Origin of the sequence: Micromonospora sp. WMMD1120, from assembly GCF_029626235.1 — a bacterium.
Taxonomy (GTDB): Bacteria; Actinomycetota; Actinomycetes; order Mycobacteriales; family Micromonosporaceae; genus Micromonospora.
In genome coordinates this window covers 3,733,443-3,757,935 of record NZ_JARUBO010000005.1, presented here as the reverse complement: position 1 = coordinate 3,757,935, position 24,493 = coordinate 3,733,443, and the positions used below count along the sequence as shown (strand labels likewise).

Here is a 24,493-nt window from a genome sequence, read left to right as displayed (position 1 = left end):
GCGCGGCCCGCCAGCCACTCACCGCGTACCCCCGAGAAGCTCGACCTCGGCGGTCCGGGACTGTTCGATGCGCCGGGCCAGGTCGCGGACCCGTTCGTCGCGGCCGACGCCGACCTGGGCCCGGGCCAGGTCGGCGGCCCAGCGCTGGTGGTCCGCGAGCACCTGGCGCAGGACCCGGTCGACGTCGGCGGCCGGCGCGGCCCGGAGCCGGTCGAGCGCCGCGTCGTCGCCGTGCCCGTCGTGGTGGTGCGCGGCGGCGCTGGCGCCCGGCCCGTCGGTGGGCAGCCACCGGCGCATGGCGGCCAGCTCGTCGGCCTCGGTCGCCTCGATGGCGGCGGCCAGCGTGCGCAGGCTGTCGTCGCGCACCCGGTCGCGGGCCAGCCGGACGATCTGCAACGTCCGTTCGCTGTGCCCGACCATCGTGCTCAGGAACACCACGTCGATGCCACTCATCGGGTCCGCCTCCGGCGCGGCCCCGGCCGCCGCCGAGCCGGCCGGGGACGCGAGGGCCGGTTGCGGCCGGGGGGTGGGCGAGGCTGCGCAGGCGCCGCCGCCGAGCAGCAGGGCGACGAGGAGGACCAACGGGGTACGACGGCGCATGCCGGGCTCCCTTCACGCGGGGGTGGCGACGCGGGTGCGACCCGGGGGCCGCACCCGCGCGGTCAGACCTGTTGCCAGAGCGCCGGCACGTTCGGCGGCTCCCAGCCCGGGATCGCTGTGTGCGCCTGCCGGCAGCGGTACGTCGCGCCGCCGTAGGTGACCTGGTCGCCGACCTGGTACGCCCGGCCGCTCGCCCACGTGCCGCCCTGGGTGGGCGGGTTGGTCGGCGTCGGGGTCGGGGTGGGCCGTGGGGTCGCCGTCGGGGTCGGCGTGGGGGTGGGGTTCGAGCCGCCGCCGCCGATCTGCACGTCGACGCAGGAGTAGAACGCGTTCGCCGTGTCGGAGATGTTCCACACCGCGAGGATCTTCTGCCGGCCGGAGAACCCGCCGAGGTTGACCGTGTGCGACACGGTGGCGCCGGGCTGCTGGTTGTTGCCGTTGACCACGCCGACCCGGGTGTTGCCGATCCAGTACTCCCAGTTGCTGGTGGCGTGCCGGGCGGTGTTCACCCAGGTGAAGGTCAGTGAGCTGCCCACCGAGGTGGCCGGCCAGCCCCGGCTGTCGTCGTTCAGGACGGCGAACTGCGAGATGCCGGCGTGGCAGCTGCGCAGGCCCTTGGGCCCTTCGACGCTCTGCGGCTCGTACTTGATCTGCCCACAGTCGGGCACCCGGCCCTGGGCGCAGAGCGCCTGCCGGCTCGGCGGGGCGGAGACGTAGCCGTGCGCCTGCGCGGGCGCGGCGACGGTGAGGGTGGCGGCGACGGCACCTGCCGCCACCAGCGGGACGCTGATTCTTCGACGCATCGGGCAGCTCCTTCGGCGAATCCGGTGAGGTGCCCCTCAAAGTAATTTAAACATTGTTAACAGTAAAGACTGTCATCGATAAATACATCGATGGTGGCGACTTTCGTCGTCAGAGTCGCAGCAGGCTGCCCCGGTCGTCGACCTCGTCGGCCGACTCGTCGTCCAACCACACGCCGCCGCTGCCGAGATAGCGGAACCGGTGCTCCCCCGGCGGCAGCCGCACCGTCACCGTCCGGGTGCCGTCCCGGCGGGCCACCAACTCGTGCCGACCCGGCTGCCAGTCGTTGAAGGAGCCGACGACGCTGACCGGTCCGGGCGGAACGTCCCGGGGCAGGCAGAAGGTGACCCGGGTCTGGGTGCCGAAGAGCCGGTTGCGCTTGATCACTGTGATCCTCCCGGAGTCGCGGCGGTTCACCCGGCACAACGGGCGACACTTCCCCGCCGACACGCCGCCGGAATGCCCGTTCCCCCGCGACGAGGTCGGGAACTGGGCAATTCTGTAGGCATCCGTCCCGATCCAAGGAGATTTCGATGGCCACCTGTGAGGTCTGCGGGAACGACTACTGGATGGCGTTCGAGGTGCACACCGTCAGTGGCGACGTGCACACCTTCGACTCGTTCGAGTGCGCGATCCACCGCATGGCACCGATCTGTGAGCACTGCCAGGTCAAGATCTCCGGGCACGGTGTCGAGGTCAACGGGCGGTTCTTCTGCTGCGCGCACTGCGCCCGCGCGGTCGAGGGCGCCGAGGGCGCCGAGATCCGCGACGCCGTCGGCGCCCGCCCGGCCTGACCGCGCCGACCACCCTTCCTGGGGTACGGTCGTCGCCATGCGACCGATCCTGGGCGTCCTGCCCCCGCCGCGCTCCTGAGCGGAGCGCCGCGCCTCTCGTCGACCGGGTGACCTGACCCCGCTCGGCCATCCTGTCGTACGCGCTCCGTCGACGTCGTCCCCGTCAACGGCTCACCCTTCGGAGCGCATCCGTGTCCCTATCCCGTACCGCGCGCCCGGCCGCCCCGGCGCCGGCAGTCCCCCAGGCCCGCACCGGCCTGATCCAGATCACCGTCACCGGCGTGCTGTGGGGCACCACCGGCGTGGCGGTGCGACTCCTGCACGACAGCACCGGGCTCAGCCCGGTGAGCATCGGCTTCCACCGCCTCGCCATCGCCGCGCTCGTCCTGCTGGCGTGCGCCGCCGGCCGACTGCCCACGCTCCTGGCCGCCCTGCGCGCCGCACCCGTACCGCTGCTGCTCACCGGCGTCGGCCTCGGCCTCTACCAGGCGCTCTACTTCGCCGCCGTGGCCTGGGCCGGGGTCAGCGTGGCCACCCTCGTCAGCCTGGGGTTGGCCCCGGTGCTCGCCGTGGCCTGGGAGTCGGCCCGCGCCCGACAGGTCCCCGGCCCGCTGCGCCTCGGCACGCTGGTCGTGGCCGTCACCGGCCTCGTGCTGATCACCACCGCGACGGCCGACCCCGGCGCGGCGGCGCCCGCCGCACTGCTCGGCCTGCTCGCGGCGGCCGGCTCCGGCCTCGGGTACGCGGTGACCACCCTGATCAGCCGGCAGGTGTCGCAGCACACCGCACCGATGACACTGACCACCATCTCCACCGTGATCGGCGCGCTCACCCTGGCGCCGTTCGCCCTGGTCTCCGGAATCGGCGTGCCGGTACGCCCCGACACCGTGGCGCTGCTGCTGCACCTCGGCGTGATCACCACAGCGGTGGCGTACGCGTTGTTCTACGCCGGGCTGCGCACCACCCCGGGGAGCGTGGCCGCCGTACTGACCCTGCTCGAACCGCTGACCGCCGCGGCGCTCGCGGTGGCGCTGCTGCACGAGCCGCTGCCGCTTCCGGTGATCGTCGGCGGCGTGCTGCTGCTCAGCGCGGTGGCCGCCAGCTACCTGCCACCCCGGCCGGGCACCCGATGACGCGGCCTACCATCGTCGGGTGCCCTCCCAGACCACGGAGATCCAGACCGCGTCCTTCGCCGACCTGGACACCCGCACCTTCCACGACCTGCTCAAGCTGCGCGTCGACGTGTTCGTCGTCGAGCAGCGCTGCCCGTACCCGGAACTCGACGGGCGCGACGTCGAGCCGGGCACCCGGCACGTCTGGCTGACCGACGGTGACGCGCCGCTGGCGTACCTGCGAATCCTGGCCGACCCGGACGGCACCGCCCGGATCGGTCGGGTCGTGGCGGCGCCGGCGGCGCGCGGCGGCGGGCACGCCGGCCGACTGATGACGGCGGCGCTGGAGATCGTCGGCGACCGACCGTGCGTGCTGGAGGCCCAGTCGCACCTGGTCGGCTTCTACCAGCGCTTCGGCTTCACCGCCAGCGGCCCGGAGTACGTCGAGGACGGCATCCCGCACACGCCCATGCGGCGGAAGGTCATTGACGCCTGACGATCGACCTGGCAGTGTTCCGGGTAGCGCCGTCGCGGGAGCCAGCGAACAGGCACGGGAGTGGGCAACTCCCGTCGATCCGGGTGTCGTCGTCCGACCACATCCCCCCGGGGGCTCCATGTCCACTCTCGCCCGATCACCACGGGTGCTCTGGCTGCTCGCCATCGCGGCAGCCACCACACTTCTGCTGACGACCGCACTGACCGCCGTGCTGGCCCCGTCCGCCTCGGCGCACGGGTCGGTCGTCGACCCGGCGTCGCGTAACTACGGCTGCTGGCAGCGCTGGGGCAGCGACTTCCAGAACCCCCGGATGGCCACCGAGGACCCGATGTGCTGGCAGGCCTGGCAGGCCGACCCGTCCGCCATGTGGAACTGGAACGGGCTGTACCGCGAGGGCGTCGCGGGCAACCACCAGGCGGCCGTGCCCGACGGCCAGCTGTGCAGCGGCGGACGGACCCAGAGCCCCCGTTACAACGCGCTGGACACCATCGGCGCCTGGAAGACCACGTCGGTGGCGAACAGCTTCCGGCTGCGCTTCCTCGACCAGGCCCGCCACGGCGCCGACTACATCCGGGTGTACGTGACCCGGCAGGGCTTCAACGCGGCCACCCAACCGCTGCGCTGGAGCGACCTGGAGTTGGCCGGTCAGATCGGCAACACCCCGGCCTCGCAGTGGAACCAGGACAGCGGTGGCGTCTCGATTCAGATCCCGGTCAGCGCGCCCGGACGCAGCGGCCGACACATCGTCTACACCGTCTGGCAGGCCAGTCACCTGGACCAGTCCTACTACCTGTGCAGCGACGTCGACTTCGGCGGCACGAGCACCCCGCCCCCGACCACGCCGCCGCCGACCACCCCGCCGCCCACCACTCCCCCACCCACCACCCCGCCCCCGACGACGCCGCCGGCCGGGGCTTGCACCGCGACCTACCAGGTCACCGGCCAGTGGACCGGCGGCTTCCAGGCCGAGGTCAAGGTCACCGCGGGCGGATCGCCCATCCAGGGCTGGTCGGTGAGTTGGAACTACGGCGACGGCCAGCGGGTCACCTCGTCGTGGAACGCCACGGTCAGCAGCAGCGGCACGCAGGTCACCGCACGTAACACCAGTAACAACGGCAGCCTTGCCGCCGGAGCGAGCGCGACGTTCGGATTCCTCGGCTCGTGGAACGGCAGCAACCCGGTTCCGCTGGTCACCTGCACGACGGCCAGCTGATTCCCCGTCCGGCGCCGCACCCGGGCGGGGGCGCGGCGCCGGACGGCGGGAAAATGCGATGGTGCCCGGCCGCCCCGACCGGGCACCATCGCCCCATGGTCGAGATCCGCGCGCTCACTCCCGACGACTGGCCGATGTGGCGTGAGCTGCGACTGGCCGCCCTCACCGAGGCCCCCGAGGCGTTTTGCTCCCGGCTCGCCGACTGGCAGGGCGACGGCGACCGCGAGCAACGCTGGCGCGACCGGCTGGGCATCCCCGGCTCGCACAACCTGGTGGCCGTGCTGGACGGGCGGCCGGTGGGGATGTCCAGCGGCGTGCCCACGGCCGACCCGCTGACCATGGAGCTGATCTCGATGTGGGTGCACCCCGAGGCACGCGGCCGGAAGGTCGGCCACCTGTTGGTGGACGCCGTGGCGCGCTGGGCCCGCGAGAGCGGCGCCGACTGGTTACGGCTCACCGTCATGCCACACAACGCGCCGGCGAAGGCCCTCTACCACCGAACCGGCTTCGCCCAGACCGACGAACCGGGCGACCTCCTGCCTGACGGCGTACACCGCGAACAGGTCATGCTCCGCCCCCTCTAACCTCGCGCCCACACCCCTCAGGCCCCACACCCCCCCTCGCCGCGATCTTGCACTAACTGTCCCGGCAAACGGGGGCATAAGTCGCAAAAGGGCGACCGAAAGTGCAAGATCGCGGAGGGTGGGGCGGGCGGGGCGGGGCGGGGCGGGGCGGGGCGGGGCGGGAGGGTTCAGACGAGGCAGTTGACGATCTCGGCTACCGAGCGGCGGCGGCCGGTGTAGAAGGGGACCTCTTCGCGGACGTGGCGACGGGCGCCCGAGGCGCGCAGGTCGCGCATGAGGTCGACGATGCGGTGCAGTTCGTCGGCCTCGAAGGCGAGCATCCACTCGTAGTCGCCGAGCGCGAACGACGCGACGGTGTTGGCCCGTACGTCGGGGTAGCCGCGGGCCATCTTCCCGTGTTCGGCCAGCAGCTCACGCCGCTCGGCGTCGGGCAGCAGGTACCACTCGTAGGAGCGGACGAACGGGTACACGCAGAGGTAGGGGCGGGCCTCCTCGCCGGCCAGGAACGCCGGGATGTGGCTCTTGTTGAACTCCGCCGGCCGGTGCAGCGCCATCTGCGACCACACCGGGGTCAGCGCCCGTCCCAGCGTGGTGCGACGGAACCGCAGGTACGCGTCCTGCAACGCGTCGCTGGAGGCCGAGTGCCACCAGATCATCACGTCCGCGTCGGCGCGCAGCCCGGAGACGTCGTACACGCCCCGGACCACCACGTCCTTGCCGGCCAGCTCGCCGAAGAGGGACTCGACCTCACCCGTGACGTTGTCGCGCAGCGACGGCAGCGGGGAGCTGGCCCGGAACACCGACCACATCGTGTAGCGGATGCTGTCGTTCAGCTCCCGCAACCGGGCCGCGTTGGTCTGCTCGGTCATCTCGCCGATCCTCCCAGTGCTGTGATGATCTCTTCGGCCGCGGTCTCGCCGGAGCGGACGCAGACCGGGATGCCGACGCCGTCGTAACCGGCGCCGGCCAGGGTCACTGTGGGGTACGCGGCGCGCAGCGCCGTACGCGCGGCGGCGAGCCGGTCCGCGTGCCCCGGAGCGTACTGGGGCAGCCCGCCGCCCCACCGCTGCACGTGCCCGTCGACCGGGGCGGGCAGCGGGGTGCCGAGCACCGCCGACAGCTCCCGGTGCACGGTGGCCGACAGGTCCGCGTCCGGGCGCTGGAGCTGCTCCTCCTCGCGGTAGCGGCCCACCGAGGCGCGTACCAGCGCCAGCCCGTCCGGCCGGCGCAGGTGCCCCCACTTGGTGGTGAAGAAGGTCGCCGCCTTGATCAGCAGGCCCTCGGTGCTCGGCACCAGGAAGCCGGACAGCTCGGGCAGGCGGGGCTGCGGCAAGGCCATGGTGACCAGCGCGACGCTCGCGTAGTCGAGCGCGCCGACGCCCGCCGCCACCGCCGGCGCGGGGCCGGCGAGCAGCCGGGCGGCCGGTCGCGCCGGCACCGCCAGCACCACGGCGTCCACGTCCACCAGCTCGGGGTCCCGGGTCGGGCCGACGGTGAGCCGCCAGCCGTCACCGCTCGGGGTCAGCTCACGGACGGCGGCGTTGCGCCGTACCGTCGCGCCGCTGGCCGCCACCGCCGCCTCGACCAGTGTGCTCAGCCCACCGGCCAGGGTGCCGAAGACCGGAGCGCCCGGCGCACGCGGCGCGGCGGCCTGCGCCGCCCGGACCGCGCCCACCAGGGTGTGCTCCACCCGGGCCGCGCGGGCCAGCGCCGGCATCGTGGTGACCAGGGAGAGGTCGTCGGCGCGGCCCGCGTACACGCCACCCAGCATCGGGTCGACCAGCCGCTCGACGACCTCGTCGCCGAAGCGGGAGCGGACCAGCGCGCCCACCGAGACGTCCGCGTCCGGCCCGACCAGCGGCCGGCCGCCGTCGGCGTCGGCGTCCGCGAGCGGGCGGGCGACGGTGGTCACCCGGTCCAGATCCCCGGGTACGCCCACCAGTGTGCCGCCCGGGATGGGGCGCAATCCGCCGTCGACGACCAGTGCGGCCTGACCCACAGTGGGGTGCACGATCCGCTCGCCCAGCCCGAGCCGGCGGATCAACGCGACCACCGCGCTCTCGGCGCCGGTGGGGTCGCGCATCAGGAACGACTCGGCGCCGAACTCCACCGGTTGACCGGCCAGCTCACCGGTGCGCACCTTGCCGCCCAGCGCGCCGGACTGCTCGTACACGGTGATCTCGGTGCCGGCGGGCGCGCGGTCCCGCAGGCGGACCGCGGCGGCCAGCCCGGCGATCCCGCCGCCGACCACCGCCACCCGCCAGGGCTGCCGCATCGCCCGCTCAGCCCTGGTCGGCCCGGCGACTGGACAGCTCGTGCACCAGCGCGACGACCCGGGTCAGCACGTCCGGGTCGGTCTCCGGCAGCACCCCGTGGCCGAGGTTGAAGACGTGCCCGGGGGCCGCCCGGCCCTGCTCCAGGATGCGGCGCACCTCGGCCTCCACCACCGGCCACGGCGCGAGCAGCACGGCCGGGTCCAGGTTGCCCTGCACCGCCCGGTCCGGCCCGATCCGGCGGCTGGCCACATCGAGCGGGGTACGCCAGTCGACGCCGACCACGTCCGCGCCGGCCTCGCCCATCGCACCGAGCAGCTCGGCGGTGCCCACCCCGAAGTGGATCCGCGGCACCCCGGCGTCCGCCAGCCCGCTCAGCACGGCCGTCGAGTGCGGCAGCACGTAGCGGCGGTAGTCGGCCTCGGAGAGCGCGCCGGCCCACGAGTCGAAGAGCTGCACGGCGGAGACGCCGGCCTCGATCTGCACCCGGAGGAAGGCCAGGGTCACCTCGGCCAGCCGGGCGCAGAGCGCGTTCCACAGCTCCTCGTCGCCGTACATCAGCGCCTTGGTCTTCGCGTGTGTCCGCGACGGCCCGCCCTCGACCAGGTAACTGGCCAGCGTGAACGGCGCGCCGGCGAACCCGATCAGCGGGGTGTCGCCCAGCTCGACCACCAGTCGTCGGACGGCCTCGTCAACGTACGGGACGTCGTCGCGGGTGATCGGGTTGATCCGCTGCACGTCGGCGGCGGAGCGGATCGGCTCGGCGACCACCGGGCCGGTGCCCGGCACGATGTCCAGGTCGATGCCGGCCGCCGCGACGGGCACCACGATGTCGCTGAACAGGATGGCCGCGTCGACGCCGTGCCGGCGCACCGGCTGGAGGGTGATCTCGGTGACCAGATCCGGCCGGCGGCAGGACTCCAGCATCGGCACGCTGGCCCGGATCTCCCGGTACTCCGGCAGGGAACGGCCGGCCTGGCGCATGAACCAGACCGGGGTGTGCGGGCCGGGTTGTCGTCGACAGGCCCGGATGAGGGGCGAGTCGGCCGGTCCGCCGGGGCGGGAGTCTCCGTCTCGGGCGGCAGTGCCCGTGGTGTCCGTGGTCATCGCCGCAATCGTGCCACGCCCACCACCCTGCTCCGGGTGGGGGTGAGAGGAAGGGCACCGTTCCTTACGCCCCGCGCCCCGCACGCGCCTCGGCGCGCCGTCGAAGCGGGGGACGGACAGCGGCATAGGCTGCCGACATGGCCCCCCCGATCGCGCTCCCGGAGACGTTCGCCCGCGCGGTCGCCGGGCTGCGGTCGGCGACCCCCCGCCCGGAGATCACGCTGGAGGAGGTCGGCGCACCCCAACGCCTGGCCCCGTACGCGTTCGCGCTCTCCGCGACGGTGCTGCGCGACGAGGACGAGGTGGCGACCGGCCGACTGATCCTGCTGCACAACCCGGTCGGGCACGAGGCGTGGCAGGGCACCCTGCGGCTGGTCACCTACGTGACCGCCGAGTTGGAGGTGGACCTGGCCGCCGACCCGCTGCTGCCCGGGGTCGGCTGGACCTGGCTCACCGACGCGCTGGAGGCGCAGGACGCCGGCCACCGGGCGATCGGCGGGACGGTGACGCAGACCATGTCGACCCGGTTCGGCGACCTCGCCGGGCCGCCGACCATCGGCGACATCGAGATCCGCGCCTCCTGGACGCCGGTCGACGACGACCTGACCCCCCACCTGCTCGGCTGGTGCGCGCTGCTCGCCTCCACCGCCGGCCTTCCCCCGCCCGGCGTGACCGCGCTGTCCGACCGCCGTCCCGCGGGCGCGGCCTGAGCCGGAACGAGCGGTGATCCGCCCGGATGTCCGGTCCTCCGACGGACACCTCGCGGACACCTGACCGACACACGCCGGACCGGCTGCACGCGCAGGATCACCGCGCGCACTAGGGTTGGCAGGTGACCGACGAACCACCCCTGCGCCGTCGGCCCACCGAGGACCTTCCGGGAAACGCACCTCAGCAGCCGCCGTCGGCCCAGCCGCAGCCGGCGGGCGAGGGAGCCGACCCGTCCGCCGGTGGGCCAGTTCCGCTGACCGCCCCCCGTGACGGCACGCCCGAACCGGTCGCGACACCGGCCCAGCTCGCCGAGGTCGTGGCCCGCTTCGCGGCCGGCACCGGTCCCGTCGCGCTGGACGCCGAACGGGCCTCCGGCTACCGCTACAGCCAACGCGCCTACCTCGTGCAGCTCCGGCGGGCCGGCGCGGGCACCGTGCTCATCGACCCGCTGCCCCTGCCCGACCTCGGCGCGCTGGACGCGGTCATCGGCGAGGCCGAGTGGGTGCTCCACGCGGCCAGCCAGGATCTGCCCTGCCTGGCCGAGGTGGGGTTGCGCCCGCGCCGGCTGTTCGACACCGAGTTGGCAGCCCGGCTGGCCGGGTTCGAACGTGTCGGGCTGGCCGCGCTGACCGAGCAACTGCTCGGGTTCACGCTGGAGAAGCACCACTCGGCGGCCGACTGGTCGAGCCGGCCGCTGCCCGAGTCGTGGCTGACGTACGCCGCCCTCGACGTGGAGTTGCTGACCGACCTGCGCGACGCGCTCGACGCCGAGCTGAGCCGGCAGGGCAAGTCGGACTGGGCCGCGGAGGAGTTCGCCGCGCTGGTACGCACCGGCGCGCGTCCGCCCCGGGTGCGTGCCGAGCCGTGGCGACGCACCTCGGGCATCCACCGGCTGCGCGGGGCGCGCGCCCAGGCCCGGGTCCGCTCGATGTGGTACGCGCGGGACCAGATCGCCGCCCGGCGGGACGCCGCGCCCGGCCGGGTGCTGCCCGACTCGGCGATCATCGCCGCGGCGGAGCTGGACCCGAAGGACGAGAAGACGCTGCTGACCCTGCCCGGTTTCGGCGGCCGGTCGGTGCGCCGGTTGGCCCGTACCTGGCTCACCGCGCTCGACGAGGCCCGGCAGCTGCCTGACGACTCGCTGCCGGTGGCGCCGACGGTGGAGGGTCCGCCCCCGCCGCACCGCTGGGCGGAACGGGACCCGGTGGCGGCCGGTCGGCTGGCCCGCTGCCGGGAGGTGGTGGTCCGCATCTCCGGCGCGCACAACCTCCCCCCGGAAAACCTGATCACCCCGGACTCGATCCGCCGACTGGCCTGGACCCCGCCCGAGGACCTGAGCGAGGAGACGGTGGCGGAAACCCTGCGCGGCCTCAACGCCCGCGAGTGGCAGATCAAACTCCTAACCCCCGACCTAACCCAAGCCCTCTCCCCCACCCCCTAACGACCCTGCCCCCTCCCCCCGCCCTGCCCCGCCCCGCCCCCGCCCGCCCCGCCCGCCTCGCCCGCCTCGCCCCGCCTCGCCCGCCTCGCCCCGTTGATCATGAAGTTATAGCCACCCGGACCGGCTTGGGGTCAAGGGGTGAGTGCAATCGTTAGGCGGCGATGAGGTGGTCTAGGCGTTCGGCTGGGGTTGCCCAGTCGAGTGTTTGGCGGGGGCGGGTGTTCAGTTCGTGGGCGATCTCGTCGAGGCCGCTCTGGTTGATGCTGCGGAAGTCGTAGCTGCCTTTGGGGAAGTACTGGCGTAGCAGGCCGTTGGTGTTCTCGTTGCTGCCGCGTTGCCAGGGGCTGTGGGGGTCGCAGAAGTAGACCGGGCAGCCGGTGGCGACGGTGAAGACCGCGTGGGCGGCCATCTCGCTGCCTTGGTCCCAGGTCAGTGAGCGGCGTAGGTGCGTCGGTAGTCGGGCGGTGAGGTCGGTGAGCACGCCGATGACGGCTTCGGTGTCACGCCCGTGCGGCAGCGCGCCGAGCATCACGTAGCGGGTGGCGCGTTCGACCAGTGTCACGATCGCCGAGCGGCCGCCCTTGCCGATGACCAGATCACCTTCCCAGTGACCCGGCACGGCCCGGTCGGTGGCCTCGGCGGGCCGGTTACTGATGTGCAGGTCCCCGATCCAGGGGCGGCGGCCCCGATCCGCTGCCGCCAGCCGCGACTGGGCACGCCGGTCGGCGCGTCCCGAGCGCAGAGCGACCTGCCGAGTCAACTCCTCCCGCAGGCTGCCCCGCGACTGAACGTAGATCGCCTGGTAGATCGTCTCGTGAGACACCTGCAACTCCGGCCGGTCAGCGAACATGGCCCGCAGCCACGCGGCGATCTGCGTCGGAGACCACCTACGCGCCAGTCTGCCCCGCACCACCTGCCGCAGCCGCGTCCCGGCCCCCAACTTCGTCGCCTTCGGCCGACGCCGCGCCGCGTCAGCACGCCGCTGCGCCCACTGCGCCTGATACCCCCACCGATACGGCGCCCGAGCCCGCCCCGACGGCAACGACCGCCCCAACGGGTTCTTCGTCCCATGCCGGGCACTGTGATACCGGCCCACCTCCCGCGAGACCGTGCTCACCGACACCCCGAGCACACCCGCGATCTGCGAAATCGTCCGCCCTGCCCCCCACAGATGCTCCAACACCTGCCGATGCCCAAACGTCACCACACCCGGCCTCGCCACCAGCACCCCCAGCCCAACCAAGATCAGTTGCACTGAAGCCTAGAAACCACCCGGCGTGTCGTGACCACAACTTCATGATCAACCGGGAGACCGGGGGCAGGGGGACCGGGGGGCAGGGGGCGGTGTGGGGTGGGCCACAGTGGGGGGCGGGGTCGGGGTTGGTTACTGGCAAGTAGCATTCGGGGGAACGTGCCCGTGCCGGCCGACCCTCATTCGGTCCGGAGCGCCGCCTCGCGGCGCGCAGGCCGAATCATGGTCGAAAAGGAGGCTCCAGTGCCCCGTGAAGTTCGGGATGTCGTCTTCGTCGACGGCGTCCGTACCCCGTTCGGCAAGGCGGGTGGCATGTACGCCAACACCCGCGCCGACGATCTGGTGATCCGCTGCATCCGGGAGCTGCTGCGTCGCAACCCGCAGCTGCCGCCGGAGCGCGTGGAGGAGGTCGCCGTCGCGGCCACCACCCAGATCGGCGACCAGGGCCTGACCATCGGCCGCACTGCCGCCCTGCTGGCCGGGCTGCCCAAGACCGTCCCCGGTTTCGCCATCGACCGGATGTGCGCGGGCGCGATGACAGCGGTCACCACGGTGGCCAGCGGCATCGCCATGGGCGCGTACGACGTGGCCATCGCCGGCGGTGTCGAGCACATGGGCCGGCACCCGATGGGTGAGGGTGTCGACCCCAACCCGCGCATCATCGCCGAGAAGCTCGTCGACCCGTCCGCGCTGGTCATGGGCGCGACCGCGGAGAACCTGCACGACCTGGTTCCGCACATCACCAAGGAGCGCACCGACGCGTTCGCGCTCGCCTCGCAGCAGAAGACCGCCAAGGCGTACGCCAACGGCAAGCTCCAGGACGACCTGGTCCCGATGTCGATCCGCGACGCCGAGGGCGGCTGGGGCCTGGCCACGGTGGACGAGGCCCCGCGGGACACGTCGATGGAGAAGCTCGCCACCCTGAAGACGCCGTTCCGCCCGCACGGCAAGGTCACCGCCGGTAACGCGGCCGGCCTGAACGACGGCGCCACCGCCAGCCTGCTGGCCGACGAGGCGACCGCCCGCGAGCTGGGCCTGCCGGTAGCGATGCGGCTGGTGTCGTTCGGCTTCGTCGGCGTCGAGCCCGAGGTGATGGGCGTCGGCCCGATCCCGTCGACGGAGAAGGCGCTGCGCCTGGCCGGGCTGAGCATCGAGGACATCGGCCTGTTCGAGCTGAACGAGGCGTTCGCCGTGCAGGTGCTCGCCTTCCTCGACCACTTCGGCATCGCCGACGACGACCCCCGGGTCAACCCGTGGGGCGGCGCGATCGCCATCGGTCACCCGCTCGCGTCCTCCGGCGTACGGCTGATGACCCAGTTGGCCCGCCAGTTCGCCGAGCACCCCGAGGTCCGCTACGGCCTCACCGCGATGTGCATCGGCATCGGCATGGGCGGCACGGTCATCTGGGAGAACCCACACTGGGAGGGCGACAAGTGAAGGCGCCGAACGAGGTCGTCACGAAGGCGCTGCTGCGCCAGGTGAACGTGCCGGGGCTGGACCGGCCCGCCGCCCTGATCACTCTGGACAACGGCTTCGACCACACCAAGCCGAACACCTTTGGTCCGGGCGGGCTGGCCAGCCTGGACGAGGCGATCACCGCCGCGCTCGCCGCCGACCCGGCGTTCATCGCGGTCACCGGCAAGCCGTACATCTTCTGTGTGGGCGCTGACATCGTCGGCCTGCCGCAGCTCGCCGACCGCGCGCAGGCGTTGGAGATCGGCCGGCTCGGTCACCGGGTCTTCGCGCGGCTCAAGGACAGCGCGGTGCCCACCTTCGCGTTCGTCAACGGCGCGGCGATGGGCGGCGGCCTGGAGTTGGCGTTGCACTGCCACTACCGGACGCTGTCCGGCGGGGCGGCCGCGCTGGCGCTGCCCGAGGTGTCGCTCGGTCTGGTGCCGGGCTGGGGCGGCACCCAACTGCTGCCGAACCTGATCGGCATCCCCGCCGCCACCCAGGTGATCATCCAGAACCCGCTGATGCAGAACAAGATGCTCAAGCCGAAGCAGGCCGCCGAGATGGGCATCGCGGACGTGCTGCTGGAGCCGGCCGACTTCCTGGAGCGATCCCTGGAGTGGGCCGCCGGCGTGGTGCGCGGTCAGGTGACCGTGACCCGGCCCGAGGTCGACAAGGACATGTGGGCGGGTGTGCTCTACTTCGCCCGGGAGACCCTCAACCAGCGGCTGCACGGCGCGGTTCCGGCCGCGTACAAGGCGCTGGACCTGCTGGAGACGGCGAAGGACGCGGACTTCGCCACCGGCACCGCCGCCGAGGACGAGGCCCTCGCGGACCTGGTCTTCTCCGAGGAGCTGCGCAGCGGCCTGTACGCGTTCGACCTGGTGCAGCGGCGGGCCAAGCGCCCGGCCGGCGCGCCGGACCGGAGCCTGGCCCGCACGATCACCAAGGTCGGCATCGTCGGCGCCGGCCTGATGGCCAGCCAGTTGGCGCTGCTGTTCGCCCGCCGCCTCCAGGTGCCGGTGGTGATGACCGACCTCGACCAGTCCCGCGTGGACAAGGGTGTCGGCTATGTGCACACCCAGATCGAGAAGGCCGTCACCAAGGGCCGGATGGACAAGAACACCGCCGCCAAGCTGTACGGCCTGGTCAGCGGCACTGTCGACAAGAGCGCCTTCGCCGACGCGGACTTCGTCATCGAGGCGGTCTTCGAGGACCTGGGCGTCAAGAAGCAGGTCTGGGCCGAGCTGGAGAAGATCGTCTCCCCGGAGACGGTGCTCGCCACCAACACCAGCTCGCTGTCGATCACCGAGATGGCCGCCGAGTTGGAGCACCCCGAGCGGGTGGTGGGTTTCCACTTCTTCAACCCGGTCGCGGTGCTGCCGCTGCTGGAGATCGTCCGGGGCGAGCGCACCGACGACGCGACCCTGGCTACCGCCTTCGCGGTCGGCAAGCAGCTCAAGAAGTCGAGCGTCCTGGTCAAGGACGCCCCGGCGTTCGTGGTGAACCGGCTGCTCACCCGTTTCCTGGGCACCGTCTTCGCCGCTGTCGACGCCGGCACCCCGCTGGACGTCGCGGACAGCGCCCTGGACCCGCTGGGTCTGCCGATGCGCCCGCTGGCCCTGCTTCAGCTCGTCGGGCCGGCGGTCGCCTACCACGTGGGCGGGACGCTGCACGCGGCGTACCCGGACCGGTTCGGGGTCAGCGAGAACCTGAAGCGGATCGCCGACTCGGGTCAGCCACTCGTCGTCGACGACCAGATCAACGCCGAGGTCGCCAAGCTGCTCGTGGTCGGCGACCAGCCGCTCACCGCCGAGCAGGTACGGCAGAACGCGCTGGACGCGCTCGCGCAGGAGATCCGGCTGATGCTGGACGAGAACGTGGTGGCCGAGGCGCAGGACATCGACCTGTGCATGATCCTCGGTGCCGGCTGGCCGTTCCACCTGGGCGGCGTCACGCCGTACCTGGACCGTAGCGGCACCTCCGAACGGGTCACCGGGCAGCGGTTCCTGCCGCGCGGGGTGGCGAGCCTGTCCGCCTGACCGCTCGTCGCTCCACCGTCGCGGTGGTCGGGCCGTCCACGACGGACGGTTCGGCCACCGCGACCGTTTGTCGGCAACCAGCCGCCGAATGGGGCCTACGCAGGGACAACGCCGGGATCGCCACACGGGTTAGGATCACGCGTTCCGCACCCCCATCTTGGAGCTGACAGATGTCCCAGCCGCCGGCCAATCCCTACGGGCCGCCGCACGATCCGTCCCACCCGCCGCAGCAGCCCGGCGGCTGGCCGCCGCCGCAGCAGGGGCAGCCCGGCGGCTGGTCGCCGCAGCCGCAGCAGGGGCAGCCGGGCGGCTGGCCGCCGCCGCCGCAAGAGCAACAGCAACAGGGCGGTTGGCCGGCGCCGCAGCAGCAGGGCTTCCCACCCGCGCAGGCCGGTTCGCCGTACGGCGACCCGCACCTGGCCGCCGGCCCGCCGCCGGCGAAGAAGTCGAACGTCGGCAAGATCGTGCTGATCGTGCTGGCCGTGGTGCTGGTGCTCTGCGTCGGCGGTGTGGCCATCACCTGGATCGCCGTCAAGGACGACGTGGGCGACGTGGTCGACGCCACCAAGACCCGGGTGGTCGCGCCGGCCACCCTCGCCGGCCGGCCGAAGATCACCGACCCGGAGCTCCAGTCGGCCGCCGATGACCTGGTCACCGGGATGAAGTCGCAGGCGCAGAACGAGACCAGCGCCGTGGGCGCGTTCTACGGCGATCCGACCAAGCGGGACCTGGTCATGATCGCTGGGGTGTCGGGGCTGATGACGGACCCCGAGAAGGAGCTCGACGACGCGGTGACCGGGCTCGCCAAGCAGCTCACCGTGGCCAACATGACGCCGGTCGAGGCGGGTCCGCTCGGCGGTGAGGCGCGCTGCGGGGACGGCACCGCCGAGACCGTGCCGCTGGGCATCTGCCTCTGGGCTGACCGGGGCAGCCTGGGCCTGGTGGTGCTGTACTTCAAGTCCGCCGACCAGGCGAAGGCCGAGTTCATCACGATCCGGGGCCAGGTCGAGCAGCGCTCCTGAGCCGGACGATCGGGGCCCCGACCACCCGAGGGTGGCCGGGGTCCCGCGTCGTACCAAAAGGGTCAGGCGTGCTGCGCGGCGGCCCGCGCCGCCGCTGCCGCCGCACGCTCGGCCGCGTTGCCGAGCACACAGAACTCGTTGCCCTCCGGGTCGGCGAGCACCACCCAACCCCCACCGGTCGGGCCGACGTGGTCGGCGACGAACGTCGCCCCGATGCCGAGCAGTCGCTCGACCTCCTCGGCGCGGGTCCGGTCGGCGGGTTGCAGGTCAAGGTGCAGCCGGTTCTTCACCGTCTTGCCCTCGGGCACGGCGATGAACAGCACCTCCGGGCCGCCCGGCGGCAGGAGCATCGCCTCAGGGTCACCGGGGAAGTCGTCCGGCTGCCGGGGGCAGTCGAAGACCTGCGCCCAGAAGCCGGCCAGCGCGTACGTGTCGGAACAGTCGATGCTGATGTTGTGAATCGTCGAGCTCACTGGTGGTCCTCCACAGTGGTGGTGGCGACACGTTCGCCGGAGCTGCGAAGTACGCAGAACTCGTTGCCCTCCGGGTCGGCGAGCACCGCCCAGCCCGTTCCGTCGGCAAGCCGTCGGTCGGCGACCATCGTGGCCCCGAGGTCGAGCACCCGCTCGACCTCCTCGTCCCGGGTCCGGTCGACCGGTTCCAGACAGATGTGGACCCGGTTCTTGGTCACCTTGTCCTCCGGCACCTTTTGGAAGAACAGGTGGGGGGTGGTGCCGCCCGCCGGCACCAGGGCCGCCTCCGGATCACCGGGGGCGTCCGCGCCGTGCCGTGCGTAGCCGAGCACCGCCGACCAGAAGCCGGCCAGGGCGTACGTGTCGTGACAATCGAAACTGATGTTGCGGATCCGTGGATACACGGGTGGTCCTCCATGTTCGGATGAGGACGCTCCGCCGCCCGGGTCAGCCTGCGACCACCAGAGGTGCGGAGCCTGGAACGGTGGACATCGACGCACCCCCCTTCACACTCTGAGCCGACTCGGTGATCTTGCCAGCGGGTGCGCGTCGCGCGCAACCCCGTTTCAGCCGGCGGCGGGCACCGGGCCGGGCACGTCCGCCGACGGCAGGGTCACCGTCACCTCCAGGCCGCCGCCGGGCTGGGCGATCACCCGTACGGTGCCACCGTGCGCGTCGCAGACCGCCCGGACGATCGACAGCCCCAGCCCGGAGCCACGGGCGCCGGTACGCTCCCGGCCACCGCGCCGGAACGGCTCGAACAGCCCGGGGACGTCGGCCTGGTCCACCTCGAAGCCGGTGTTGCCCACGACCAGCCAGGACCGGTCGCCGTCGGTGCCGGTACGCACCCAGAGCCGGCCGTGCAGGTGGTTGTAGCGGACCGCGTTCTCGATCAGGTTGCCGGCCAGCCGGTCCAGCAGACCGGGGTCGCCGACGACCGGCGCGGGCTTCAGTGAGGTCTGCACCCGCAGGCCGATCCGTTCCACCTCGCGGCGCATCGCCGAGAGCGCGTTGGCGGTGCCGGCGGCGAGGTCACACTCGGTACGCCGGCCCAGCCGCCGCCCCGCCTGCGCCTCGCTGCGGGCCAGCACCAGCAGCGCGTCCACCAGGCTGTTGGCCCGTTCGGAGGCGTCCCTGACCACCGTCGCCATCCGCCGGTACTCGGCGGCGTCCGCCTCGTCGTCGCTGAGCGTGACATCGATCTCGGTCCGCATCACCGCCAGCGGCGTCCGCAGCTCGTGCGAGGCGTTCGCCACGAAACGTTTCTGCGCCTCGAACGCGGACGCGATCCGGTCCAGCATGGCGTCGAACGTCTTGGCCAGCTCGGCCACCTCGTCGTCGGCGCCCGAGTAACCGATCCGCTGGTCCAGGGTCGCCTCGCCGAGGCGCTGTGCGGTGGCGGTCACCTGGTGCAGTGGGCGCAGCGCCCGGCCCGCTACCGCATACGCCCCGGCCACCCCGACCACGCTGATCGCCAGCAACGCGACAAGACCCTTGGCCAGCAACTCACCGGAGGCGGCGTCGACGAGTTGCCGTTGCCACTGGGCGGCGTCCAGCTGCCGGCCGTCGGAGAGCAACACCGTCGTGCCGGGCACCAGTTCGTCGGTGGGACGCAGCGCGTCACGGACCAGCAGCCAGGCCAGCAGCACCAGGATCGCTCCGGCGCCGATCAGCAGCACCCCGTTGAGCAGCGTCAGCCGCAACCGCAGGGTAGGCCGCAACCGCCGACTCACCGTTCCACCTCTGTGCGCGACTGCGGGGCTCGCAAACCCGGCTCACTCCTCGCGCTCACGCCCGGACCTCGGCGGTGCGGTAGCCCGCGCCGACCACCGTCTCGATCAGGGGCGGGTCGCCGAGCTTCTTGCGCAGGGTCATCACGGTGACCCGGACGATCGTGGTGAACGGGTCGGTGTTGGCGTCCCAGACCCGTTCCAGCAGCTCCTCGCTCGACACCACCGCCCCGCGCGCCTTCAGCAGCTCGCTGAGCACCCCGAACTCCTTGTTGGTGAGGTCCACCGGCATCCCGGCGCGGGTGGCCACCCGGCGGGCCGGATCGAGCACCAGGTCGGCCAGTTCGAGCACCGGCGGGGCCGCCGGGGTGGCCCGCCGGCCCAACGCCTGCACCCGGGCGACCAGCTCGTCGAAGGCGAACGGTTTGGGCAGGTAGTCGTCCGCGCCGAGCTGCAACCCCTCCACCCGGTCGGCCACCGTGCCGCTCGCGGTGAGCATCAGCACCCGGGTCAGCGCGCCCGAGGCGGCCAGGTCGGCGCAGATCTGGTCGCCGTGCACTCCGGGCAGGTCACGGTCGAGCACCACCACGTCGTACCGGGTGACGAACGCGGCCTCGTGCCCGGCGTCGCCGTCGTACGCCACGTCGACGGCCATCCCCCGCTTGCGCAACCCGCGCGCGATAGCGTCGGCGAGGTTGCGCTCGTCCTCCACCACCAGTACCCGCATTCCCGGCCTCCTCGCTGCTGACCACCGACAACCTAGCGCCGACCGGCAACAGTCGTCAGTCGCCGCCCGGCGCCGGCGGCGCCGGCGCTCAGTCGCGCAACCTCCAGAGCTGGTACGAGCCGTCCGGCCCGGCGCACAGCAGGTTGCCGCTGATTCCCTGACAAGCCCCGGCGGCGCGCGGGAGCACGTCGCGGACCCGCACCCGCGCGGCGCCGACGTCCAGCTCGCCGACGACCACTCCACCGTCGGGGCGCTGGCGGACGCCGAGCAACCGGCCTCCGGCATCGATCTGGTACAGCTCCCACCGGCCCAGGTCGGCCACCTGACGGCCGGTCAGCGCGTCGAGCACGAGGTACCGCTCGGCGGTGCCACCGCCGCTGGTGCTGACCATCAGCCGCCCCTGGTAGGGCCAACCCCACCGCCAGCGGTCACTGCGCCAGCGCGTCGCGCCGGTCGCCGGGTCGACCGCCAGCAACTCGTCGGCGCCGGTGCGCAGGCACAGGACCGGGCCGCAGTCCATGGCGAACTCGACCCGCCCGACACTGGCGCTCCAGCGCCGGTCCAGCCGGTCCAGGCCGTACGCGGTGACCACCGTCGGCTCGCCACCGATGGTCAACAACTGGTCGCCCTGCACCTGGACGTAGCCGAGCGGGCCACCGCCGGACGGGCGGAGGTCGGCGCGCGCCAGCACCCTCCCGGTGGTCGCCTCGCGGACCTCGGTCGGCCCGGTCCGCCGGCTGAGCACCACCCGGTCCGGTTCCCGCCCGGCGTGCTGGATCTCGACGTCGGCGGTCGGTGGCAACTGCCACCGCACGGTGCCGCAGCAGGGATCGACGGCGCGGATGCTGACCGGCTCGCCCTCGCCGCCGGACTGCAACAGCAGGCTGCCGTCGGTCAGCGCCGTGCCGCGACCCGGCTGTTGCCACCGGTACGCGCCGGTCGCCCGGTCCAGCGCGATACTCACGGCTCCGCGACCCTGCGGGCCGACCTCGTACCCGGTGGCCAGCACCATGTCGCCAAGCAGGACGAGCCCGAAGTAGCGGGCCTCGGACGGCAGTGACGCCTGCCAGATCGGCGCACCCTCGGGCAGCCGGTACGCGGACAGCCGCCGCTGCATCGGCACGGCGCCGGTCGACTCGACGCTCAGCAGCAGGTCACCGTCGACGAGCACGTCGGCGCCGGCCGGGACCGGCAGCGTCACCGGCGTCCGTCGGGGCGGTGGCGCGGCAGCGGCGGCGAGTGTGACCAGCACGAACAGCAGGGCCAGCGCGCACCGCAGCGGCCGGCCGTCGGCGCGGGGTCGACGGAGTCTGCCCGGCCGGCGGGGCGGCGGCTCCGGGTCGGTCTCCTGCCGCAACACGCCGAGGTCGATCACCGGGCCGGTCACCGTGTCAACCTCCAGAGCGCTGTCGTACCGTCGAGACGCTGGCAGAGCAGGACCGGCAGGGACGCCTGGCAGCTACCGGCGACGCCGGGCAGCACGTCGACGACCCGCGCTCGGCCCGCCAGCAGGTCGAGTTCGGCGACGACCAACCGGCCGTCATCGCCCTGCCGGGTGCCGACCAGCGGATCGTCCGGCCGGAGCACCGGCATCAGCGCCCACTCGCCGAGGTCGGTGCGGGTCCGCCCGGTCGCCGCGTCGCGCACCGCGTACCCCCGGCCGGGCACCGCCACCAGCAACCGGTCCCGCCGGACGTCGGCCAGCACGTCCTGACCCGGCTCCGACCAGCGCACCGCGCCGGTGTCCGGGTCGAGCACCTGGAGGCCGCCGGTCTGCGGCACCGCGCAGAGCAGACCGCCGCAGCCGAGCACGTGGGACACCAGCGGCACCTCGGCCGTCCACAGTGGCGTCAACTCGGCCAGCGCGAAGCTCACCAGGCTGGTGCTGCCGGGCGGCACGAGCAGCAGCAGGTCGTCGACGACCTGCACCCGCTGGAACGCCGACCGGTCGCCGGGCAGCGTGTCCACGCTGCGCAGCAGGCGGCCGGTGCGGGCGTCGTACACCTGCACCTCGCCGGTGGGTTGGAGCAGCACGAACCGGTCGACCCGACCCCGAACGAGGTGATAGGCGGGATTGGCGGCCGACGGGATCGGGACGGACCACAGCACCGCTCCGCTGTCGGGCTCGACCCGGCGCAACGCGCCGGACCCGTTCTCCCGTACGTCGGTCAACAGCAGACCGCCGCCGTCGACCGGCTGCGGCGCCCCCGGTTGCTGCCACCGCTGGCGGCCCGTCGCGGCGTCGAAGGCGGTGGTCTGGAACAGGCGGTTCGGTGCGGTGACCGCCATCGTCAGCACCAACCCCCACTCGGTCCGCACGTCGAGGTAGTCACCGTGGCCGACCAACGACGCCTGCCAGCGCCGCCGCACCCCGCCGTCCGACGTCGGCTGAGCGTACGCGGTGAGGTGGCGCGGCCCGTCGGCTGTCGGCGGGTCGACCACGAAGACGTCGTGCTCGGTGAGGTACGCCGTCGCGGTGCGCGACGCCGGCACGACTGCCACGCTGCGCTGCGGCAACCGGGTGGAGCTGGCCAGCACCACCAGGGCGAGCAGCAGCACCACGGCGCCGCGCAGCCGGCGGCCGACGGCGGGCGGCCGGCGCCCCGGCGCCGCCGGCACGTCCCTGACCGCACCCAACTCGATGATCGCCAAGGATCGTCCCTCCGTCACCGCGTGCGGCTGGCCGACCACCCGACGTCCGGCACATCGACCGTACGCACACCGGCCCGACAAAACGACGCACCCGCGCCTGTACGATGGCGCGTCGTGGCCTTGCCGGTGGTAGACCCCTCGCTGAATCCCGTAACCGACGCCGACCGGACCGAGGTCGAGTCGACACGGCGGCCCCGACGCCGCCCGGCCCGAGCCGACCTGCTGACCCTCGGAGCCTATGCGCTGCTGGGCGTCTTCGTCTGCCTCAACTACTGGGGCGACGTCAACGGTCGGGTCTCCTCGCACCTGCCCACCGACCACAGCTGGTTCGAGTGGCTGTTCGCGCACGGCGCGTACTCGGTGCGGCACCTGGAGAACCCGCTGTTCACGGCCCGTCAGAACGCCCCGGACGGGGTGAACATGATGGCCAACACCTCGCTGCTCGGGGTGACACTGCCGCTGGCCCCGCTGACCATGCTGCTCGGCCCCCAGGTGATGTACGCGCTGTACCTCGGCGGGGCGCTGGCCGCCACCGCCGGCACCGCGTACTGGATGCTCTCCCGCCACCTGGTGCGCTCCCGGGCGGCGGCCTTCGTCGGCGGCGCGTTCCTCGGTTTCGCGCCGGGCATCGTCCACCACGCCAACGGCCAGCCCAACTTCGTGTCCAACTTCCTGCTGCCGCTGATCGTGGTGCGGGTGCTCCGCCTCGGTGAGCCGGGCCGCTGGCGACGCAACGGGCTGGTGCTCGGCGCGCTGGTGGCGTACCAGATCTTCATCAACGAGGAGATGCTGCTGCTCACCGCGCTGGCCTGCCTGGTCGTCGTGCTGGCGTACGCCGTGCAACGGCCCCGGGCCACCCGGGCCGTCGCCGGCACGTTCCTGGCCGGGCTCGGTGTCGCCGGCGGGCTGGCGCTGGCGCTCACCGCGTACCCGATCTGGTTCCAGTTCAACGGCCCGCAGTCCTACCGCGGCCTACAGGGTGGCGTCTTCCACAACTGGGGCGAGGACCTGGTCGCCTTCGTCACCTTCGCCCGGGACACCTGGGCCGGTGACCCGGCGGTGGAGAAGACGATCGGGTTGACCGAGCAGAACACCTGGTTCGGCTGGCCGCTGGTGCTGCTCGCGCTGGTGGCGCTGGCGCTGCTCGTGCGCCGCTCGCTGGCCGCCCGGATCGTCGCGGTGCTCGTCGTGGTGTTCACGGTGGCCTCGATCGGGCCGTGGGTGCGCTTCGACGGTGTCGAGACCGACATCCCCGGCCCGTGGTCGTACGTCTCCGACGACCTGCCGCTCGTCGAGATGATGATGCCGACCCGCCTGGCGCTCGTGGTGGCCGCCGCGGTCGGCGTACTCCTCGCGTTGACCTGGGACGCCGCGTACCGCCAGGGGCGTGCGGCGGGCGACCGGCCGCGGGTGCCGGCCCCCCGCGCGGGCGAGCCGGCGGCGTCCGACGGCCCGGCCGCCCCCGCGCCGGTCGCGGCCCGTCGGCGGTGGCTGCGCCCGCTGGGGTACGCGGCGGTGGCCCTTGCCGTGCTGCCGCTGTTCCCCCGCCCGTTGCCCGCCCAGCAGATCGACCCGCCGCCGCACTTCATCACCGCCGGCGGCTGGCGGCCGTACGTGCCGGCGGGGCGCACCCTGGTGCCGGTGCCGATCCCGAGCAACGTGCACGGGCTGCCGACGCTGCGGTGGAGCGCGCTGACCGGGCAGGAGTTCCCGGTGCCGGGCGGTTACTTCATCGGCCCGAACGAGCTGGGCGAAGGGGTCTTCGGCGCGCCGAACCGGCCCACCAGCACGCTCATCTACGCCACCATGGACCGTGGCGCGGTCCCGCCGCTCACCGAGGAGAACCGCCGGCAGGCCGTCGAGGACCTGCGGTTCTGGCGGGCGTCGGTGGTGGTGCTCGGGGCGCACCCGAGCGAGGCGGTGCTGCGCGAGCTGGTCACCGGCCTGCTCGGGCCGGCGCAGCGGGTCGACGACGTCTGGGTCTGGGACGTGCGCGCCCTGGTGGGTTAGC

The 24,493-nt window shown here is 73.0% G+C and carries 24 protein-coding genes; 11 read left to right on the top strand and 13 right to left on the bottom strand.

Annotation, left to right across the window (positions count from 1 at the left end; translation table 11 throughout):
* Positions 1 to 18: 18 nt before the first annotated feature.
* The 3 genes from O7634_RS17695 to O7634_RS17685 form a co-directional block, all read right to left on the bottom strand.
* Complete coding sequence (locus O7634_RS17695; protein ID WP_278151219.1) at positions 19 to 600, bottom strand: DUF305 domain-containing protein; 582 nt, start codon at positions 598 to 600, stop codon at positions 19 to 21.
* 62 nt (positions 601 to 662) lie between these two features.
* Positions 663 to 1,403, bottom strand: a complete 741-nt coding sequence (locus tag O7634_RS17690; protein ID WP_278151218.1) for a lytic polysaccharide monooxygenase — start codon at positions 1,401 to 1,403, stop codon at positions 663 to 665.
* A gap of 109 nt (positions 1,404 to 1,512) precedes the next feature.
* Positions 1,513 to 1,788: an isoamylase early set domain-containing protein gene (locus tag O7634_RS17685; protein WP_278151217.1), complete on the bottom strand. Its 276-nt coding sequence runs from the start codon at positions 1,786 to 1,788 to the stop codon at positions 1,513 to 1,515.
* Positions 1,789 to 1,934: 146 nt separating this feature from the next.
* Here O7634_RS17685 and O7634_RS17680 point away from each other — a divergent pair, with 146 nt between their 5' ends.
* The 5 genes from O7634_RS17680 (at position 1,935) to O7634_RS17660 (ending at position 5,600) form a co-directional block, all read left to right on the top strand.
* Positions 1,935 to 2,195 carry a Prokaryotic metallothionein gene (locus O7634_RS17680; protein ID WP_278151216.1) on the top strand — a complete coding sequence of 87 codons (261 nt, stop codon included), beginning with the start codon at positions 1,935 to 1,937 and terminating at the stop codon, positions 2,193 to 2,195.
* A gap of 191 nt (positions 2,196 to 2,386) precedes the next feature.
* Entirely contained in the window at positions 2,387 to 3,328 is a 942-nt protein-coding gene (locus tag O7634_RS17675; RefSeq protein ID WP_278151215.1) for a DMT family transporter, read from the top strand.
* 19 nt (positions 3,329 to 3,347) lie between these two features.
* Positions 3,348 to 3,803, top strand: coding sequence for a GNAT family N-acetyltransferase (locus O7634_RS17670; RefSeq protein ID WP_278151214.1), 456 nt, complete (start codon positions 3,348 to 3,350; stop codon positions 3,801 to 3,803).
* A gap of 118 nt (positions 3,804 to 3,921) precedes the next feature.
* A complete protein-coding gene (locus tag O7634_RS17665) occupies positions 3,922 to 5,016 on the top strand; it encodes a lytic polysaccharide monooxygenase (protein WP_278151213.1) in 1,095 nt (364 codons plus the stop codon).
* Between the two features lie 95 nt (positions 5,017 to 5,111).
* Entirely contained in the window at positions 5,112 to 5,600 is a 489-nt protein-coding gene (locus tag O7634_RS17660; protein WP_278151212.1) for a GNAT family N-acetyltransferase, read from the top strand.
* A gap of 167 nt (positions 5,601 to 5,767) precedes the next feature.
* On the opposite strand, the gene hemQ is transcribed toward O7634_RS17660, so the two are convergent.
* Genes hemQ through hemE form a run of 3 tightly spaced genes read right to left on the bottom strand, consistent with a single transcriptional unit; the run spans position 5,768 to position 8,980 of the window.
* A complete protein-coding gene (gene hemQ, locus O7634_RS17655; RefSeq protein ID WP_278151211.1) occupies positions 5,768 to 6,469 on the bottom strand; it encodes a hydrogen peroxide-dependent heme synthase in 702 nt (233 codons plus the stop codon).
* The gene (gene hemG, locus O7634_RS17650; protein ID WP_278151210.1) at positions 6,466 to 7,875 is read right to left on the bottom strand and encodes a protoporphyrinogen oxidase; all 1,410 of its coding nucleotides are present in this window, start codon (positions 7,873 to 7,875) and stop codon (positions 6,466 to 6,468) included. The genes hemQ and hemG overlap by 4 nt, the downstream gene beginning before the upstream one ends.
* 7 nt (positions 7,876 to 7,882) lie before the next feature.
* On the bottom strand, positions 7,883 to 8,980 hold the full coding sequence (gene hemE / locus O7634_RS17645) for a uroporphyrinogen decarboxylase (RefSeq protein ID WP_278151209.1): 1,098 nt from the start codon (positions 8,978 to 8,980) through the stop codon (positions 7,883 to 7,885).
* A gap of 137 nt (positions 8,981 to 9,117) precedes the next feature.
* On the opposite strand from hemE, the gene O7634_RS17640 reads away from it, so the two are divergent.
* Both O7634_RS17640 and O7634_RS17635 read left to right on the top strand, forming a co-directional pair.
* Entirely contained in the window at positions 9,118 to 9,690 is a 573-nt protein-coding gene (locus tag O7634_RS17640; RefSeq protein WP_278151208.1) for a DUF3000 domain-containing protein, read from the top strand.
* 122 nt (positions 9,691 to 9,812) lie between these two features.
* Positions 9,813 to 11,132, top strand: a complete 1,320-nt coding sequence (locus tag O7634_RS17635; RefSeq protein WP_278151207.1) for a ribonuclease D — start codon at positions 9,813 to 9,815, stop codon at positions 11,130 to 11,132.
* A 151-nt stretch (positions 11,133 to 11,283) separates the two neighbouring features.
* Here O7634_RS17635 and O7634_RS17630 read toward each other — a convergent pair whose 3' ends face one another.
* On the bottom strand, positions 11,284 to 12,249 hold the full coding sequence (locus O7634_RS17630; RefSeq protein ID WP_347404235.1) for an IS30 family transposase: 966 nt from the start codon (positions 12,247 to 12,249) through the stop codon (positions 11,284 to 11,286).
* Positions 12,250 to 12,627: 378 nt separating this feature from the next.
* On the opposite strand from O7634_RS17630, the gene O7634_RS17625 reads away from it, so the two are divergent.
* From O7634_RS17625 to O7634_RS17615, 3 genes are all read left to right on the top strand, one after another.
* Positions 12,628 to 13,821 (top strand): thiolase family protein, encoded by a 1,194-nt coding sequence (locus tag O7634_RS17625; RefSeq protein ID WP_278151206.1) that lies wholly within the window; start codon positions 12,628 to 12,630, stop codon positions 13,819 to 13,821.
* Entirely contained in the window at positions 13,818 to 15,878 is a 2,061-nt protein-coding gene (locus tag O7634_RS17620; RefSeq protein WP_278151205.1) for a 3-hydroxyacyl-CoA dehydrogenase NAD-binding domain-containing protein, read from the top strand. Before O7634_RS17625 ends, O7634_RS17620 begins: the two co-directional genes overlap by 4 nt.
* 170 nt (positions 15,879 to 16,048) lie before the next feature.
* Positions 16,049 to 16,900 (top strand): hypothetical protein, encoded by an 852-nt coding sequence (locus O7634_RS17615; RefSeq protein WP_278151204.1) that lies wholly within the window; start codon positions 16,049 to 16,051, stop codon positions 16,898 to 16,900.
* 62 nt (positions 16,901 to 16,962) lie between these two features.
* Here O7634_RS17615 and O7634_RS17610 read toward each other — a convergent pair whose 3' ends face one another.
* From O7634_RS17610 to O7634_RS17585, 6 genes are all read right to left on the bottom strand, one after another.
* Entirely contained in the window at positions 16,963 to 17,373 is a 411-nt protein-coding gene (locus O7634_RS17610; protein ID WP_278151203.1) for a VOC family protein, read from the bottom strand.
* Positions 17,370 to 17,777 (bottom strand): VOC family protein, encoded by a 408-nt coding sequence (locus O7634_RS17605; RefSeq protein ID WP_278151202.1) that lies wholly within the window; start codon positions 17,775 to 17,777, stop codon positions 17,370 to 17,372. The genes O7634_RS17610 and O7634_RS17605 overlap by 4 nt, the downstream gene beginning before the upstream one ends.
* Before the next feature lie 162 nt (positions 17,778 to 17,939).
* On the bottom strand, positions 17,940 to 19,106 hold the full coding sequence (locus O7634_RS17600) for a HAMP domain-containing sensor histidine kinase (RefSeq protein WP_278151201.1): 1,167 nt from the start codon (positions 19,104 to 19,106) through the stop codon (positions 17,940 to 17,942).
* 55 nt (positions 19,107 to 19,161) lie between these two features.
* Positions 19,162 to 19,830 carry a response regulator transcription factor gene (locus tag O7634_RS17595; RefSeq protein ID WP_278151200.1) on the bottom strand — a complete coding sequence of 223 codons (669 nt, stop codon included), beginning with the start codon at positions 19,828 to 19,830 and terminating at the stop codon, positions 19,162 to 19,164.
* Between the two features lie 88 nt (positions 19,831 to 19,918).
* Positions 19,919 to 21,217: a hypothetical protein gene (locus O7634_RS17590; protein WP_278151199.1), complete on the bottom strand. Its 1,299-nt coding sequence runs from the start codon at positions 21,215 to 21,217 to the stop codon at positions 19,919 to 19,921.
* Positions 21,214 to 22,482, bottom strand: coding sequence for a PQQ-binding-like beta-propeller repeat protein (locus tag O7634_RS17585; protein ID WP_278151198.1), 1,269 nt, complete (start codon positions 22,480 to 22,482; stop codon positions 21,214 to 21,216). Before O7634_RS17585 ends, O7634_RS17590 begins: the two co-directional genes overlap by 4 nt.
* A 126-nt stretch (positions 22,483 to 22,608) precedes the next feature.
* Between O7634_RS17585 and O7634_RS17580 the strand changes: the two genes are divergently transcribed.
* Positions 22,609 to 24,492: a hypothetical protein gene (locus O7634_RS17580; RefSeq protein WP_278154000.1), complete on the top strand. Its 1,884-nt coding sequence runs from the start codon at positions 22,609 to 22,611 to the stop codon at positions 24,490 to 24,492.
* Position 24,493: the final 1 nt, after the last annotated feature.

Coding starts and splice junctions, on each gene's coding strand:
- hemQ (WP_278151211.1), bottom strand. CDS start 6,469: ATGACCGAGCAGACCAACGCGGCCCGGTTGCGGGAGCTGAACGACAGC.
- O7634_RS17595 (WP_278151200.1), bottom strand. CDS start 19,830: ATGCGGGTACTGGTGGTGGAGGACGAGCGCAACCTCGCCGACGCTATC.
- O7634_RS17615 (WP_278151204.1), top strand. CDS start 16,049: ATGTCCCAGCCGCCGGCCAATCCCTACGGGCCGCCGCACGATCCGTCC.
- O7634_RS17640 (WP_278151208.1), top strand. CDS start 9,118: ATGGCCCCCCCGATCGCGCTCCCGGAGACGTTCGCCCGCGCGGTCGCC.
- hemG (WP_278151210.1), bottom strand. CDS start 7,875: ATGCGGCAGCCCTGGCGGGTGGCGGTGGTCGGCGGCGGGATCGCCGGG.
- O7634_RS17660 (WP_278151212.1), top strand. CDS start 5,112: ATGGTCGAGATCCGCGCGCTCACTCCCGACGACTGGCCGATGTGGCGT.
- O7634_RS17690 (WP_278151218.1), bottom strand. CDS start 1,403: ATGCGTCGAAGAATCAGCGTCCCGCTGGTGGCGGCAGGTGCCGTCGCC.
- O7634_RS17680 (WP_278151216.1), top strand. CDS start 1,935: ATGGCCACCTGTGAGGTCTGCGGGAACGACTACTGGATGGCGTTCGAG.
- O7634_RS17695 (WP_278151219.1), bottom strand. CDS start 600: ATGCGCCGTCGTACCCCGTTGGTCCTCCTCGTCGCCCTGCTGCTCGGC.
- O7634_RS17665 (WP_278151213.1), top strand. CDS start 3,922: ATGTCCACTCTCGCCCGATCACCACGGGTGCTCTGGCTGCTCGCCATC.
- hemE (WP_278151209.1), bottom strand. CDS start 8,980: ATGACCACGGACACCACGGGCACTGCCGCCCGAGACGGAGACTCCCGC.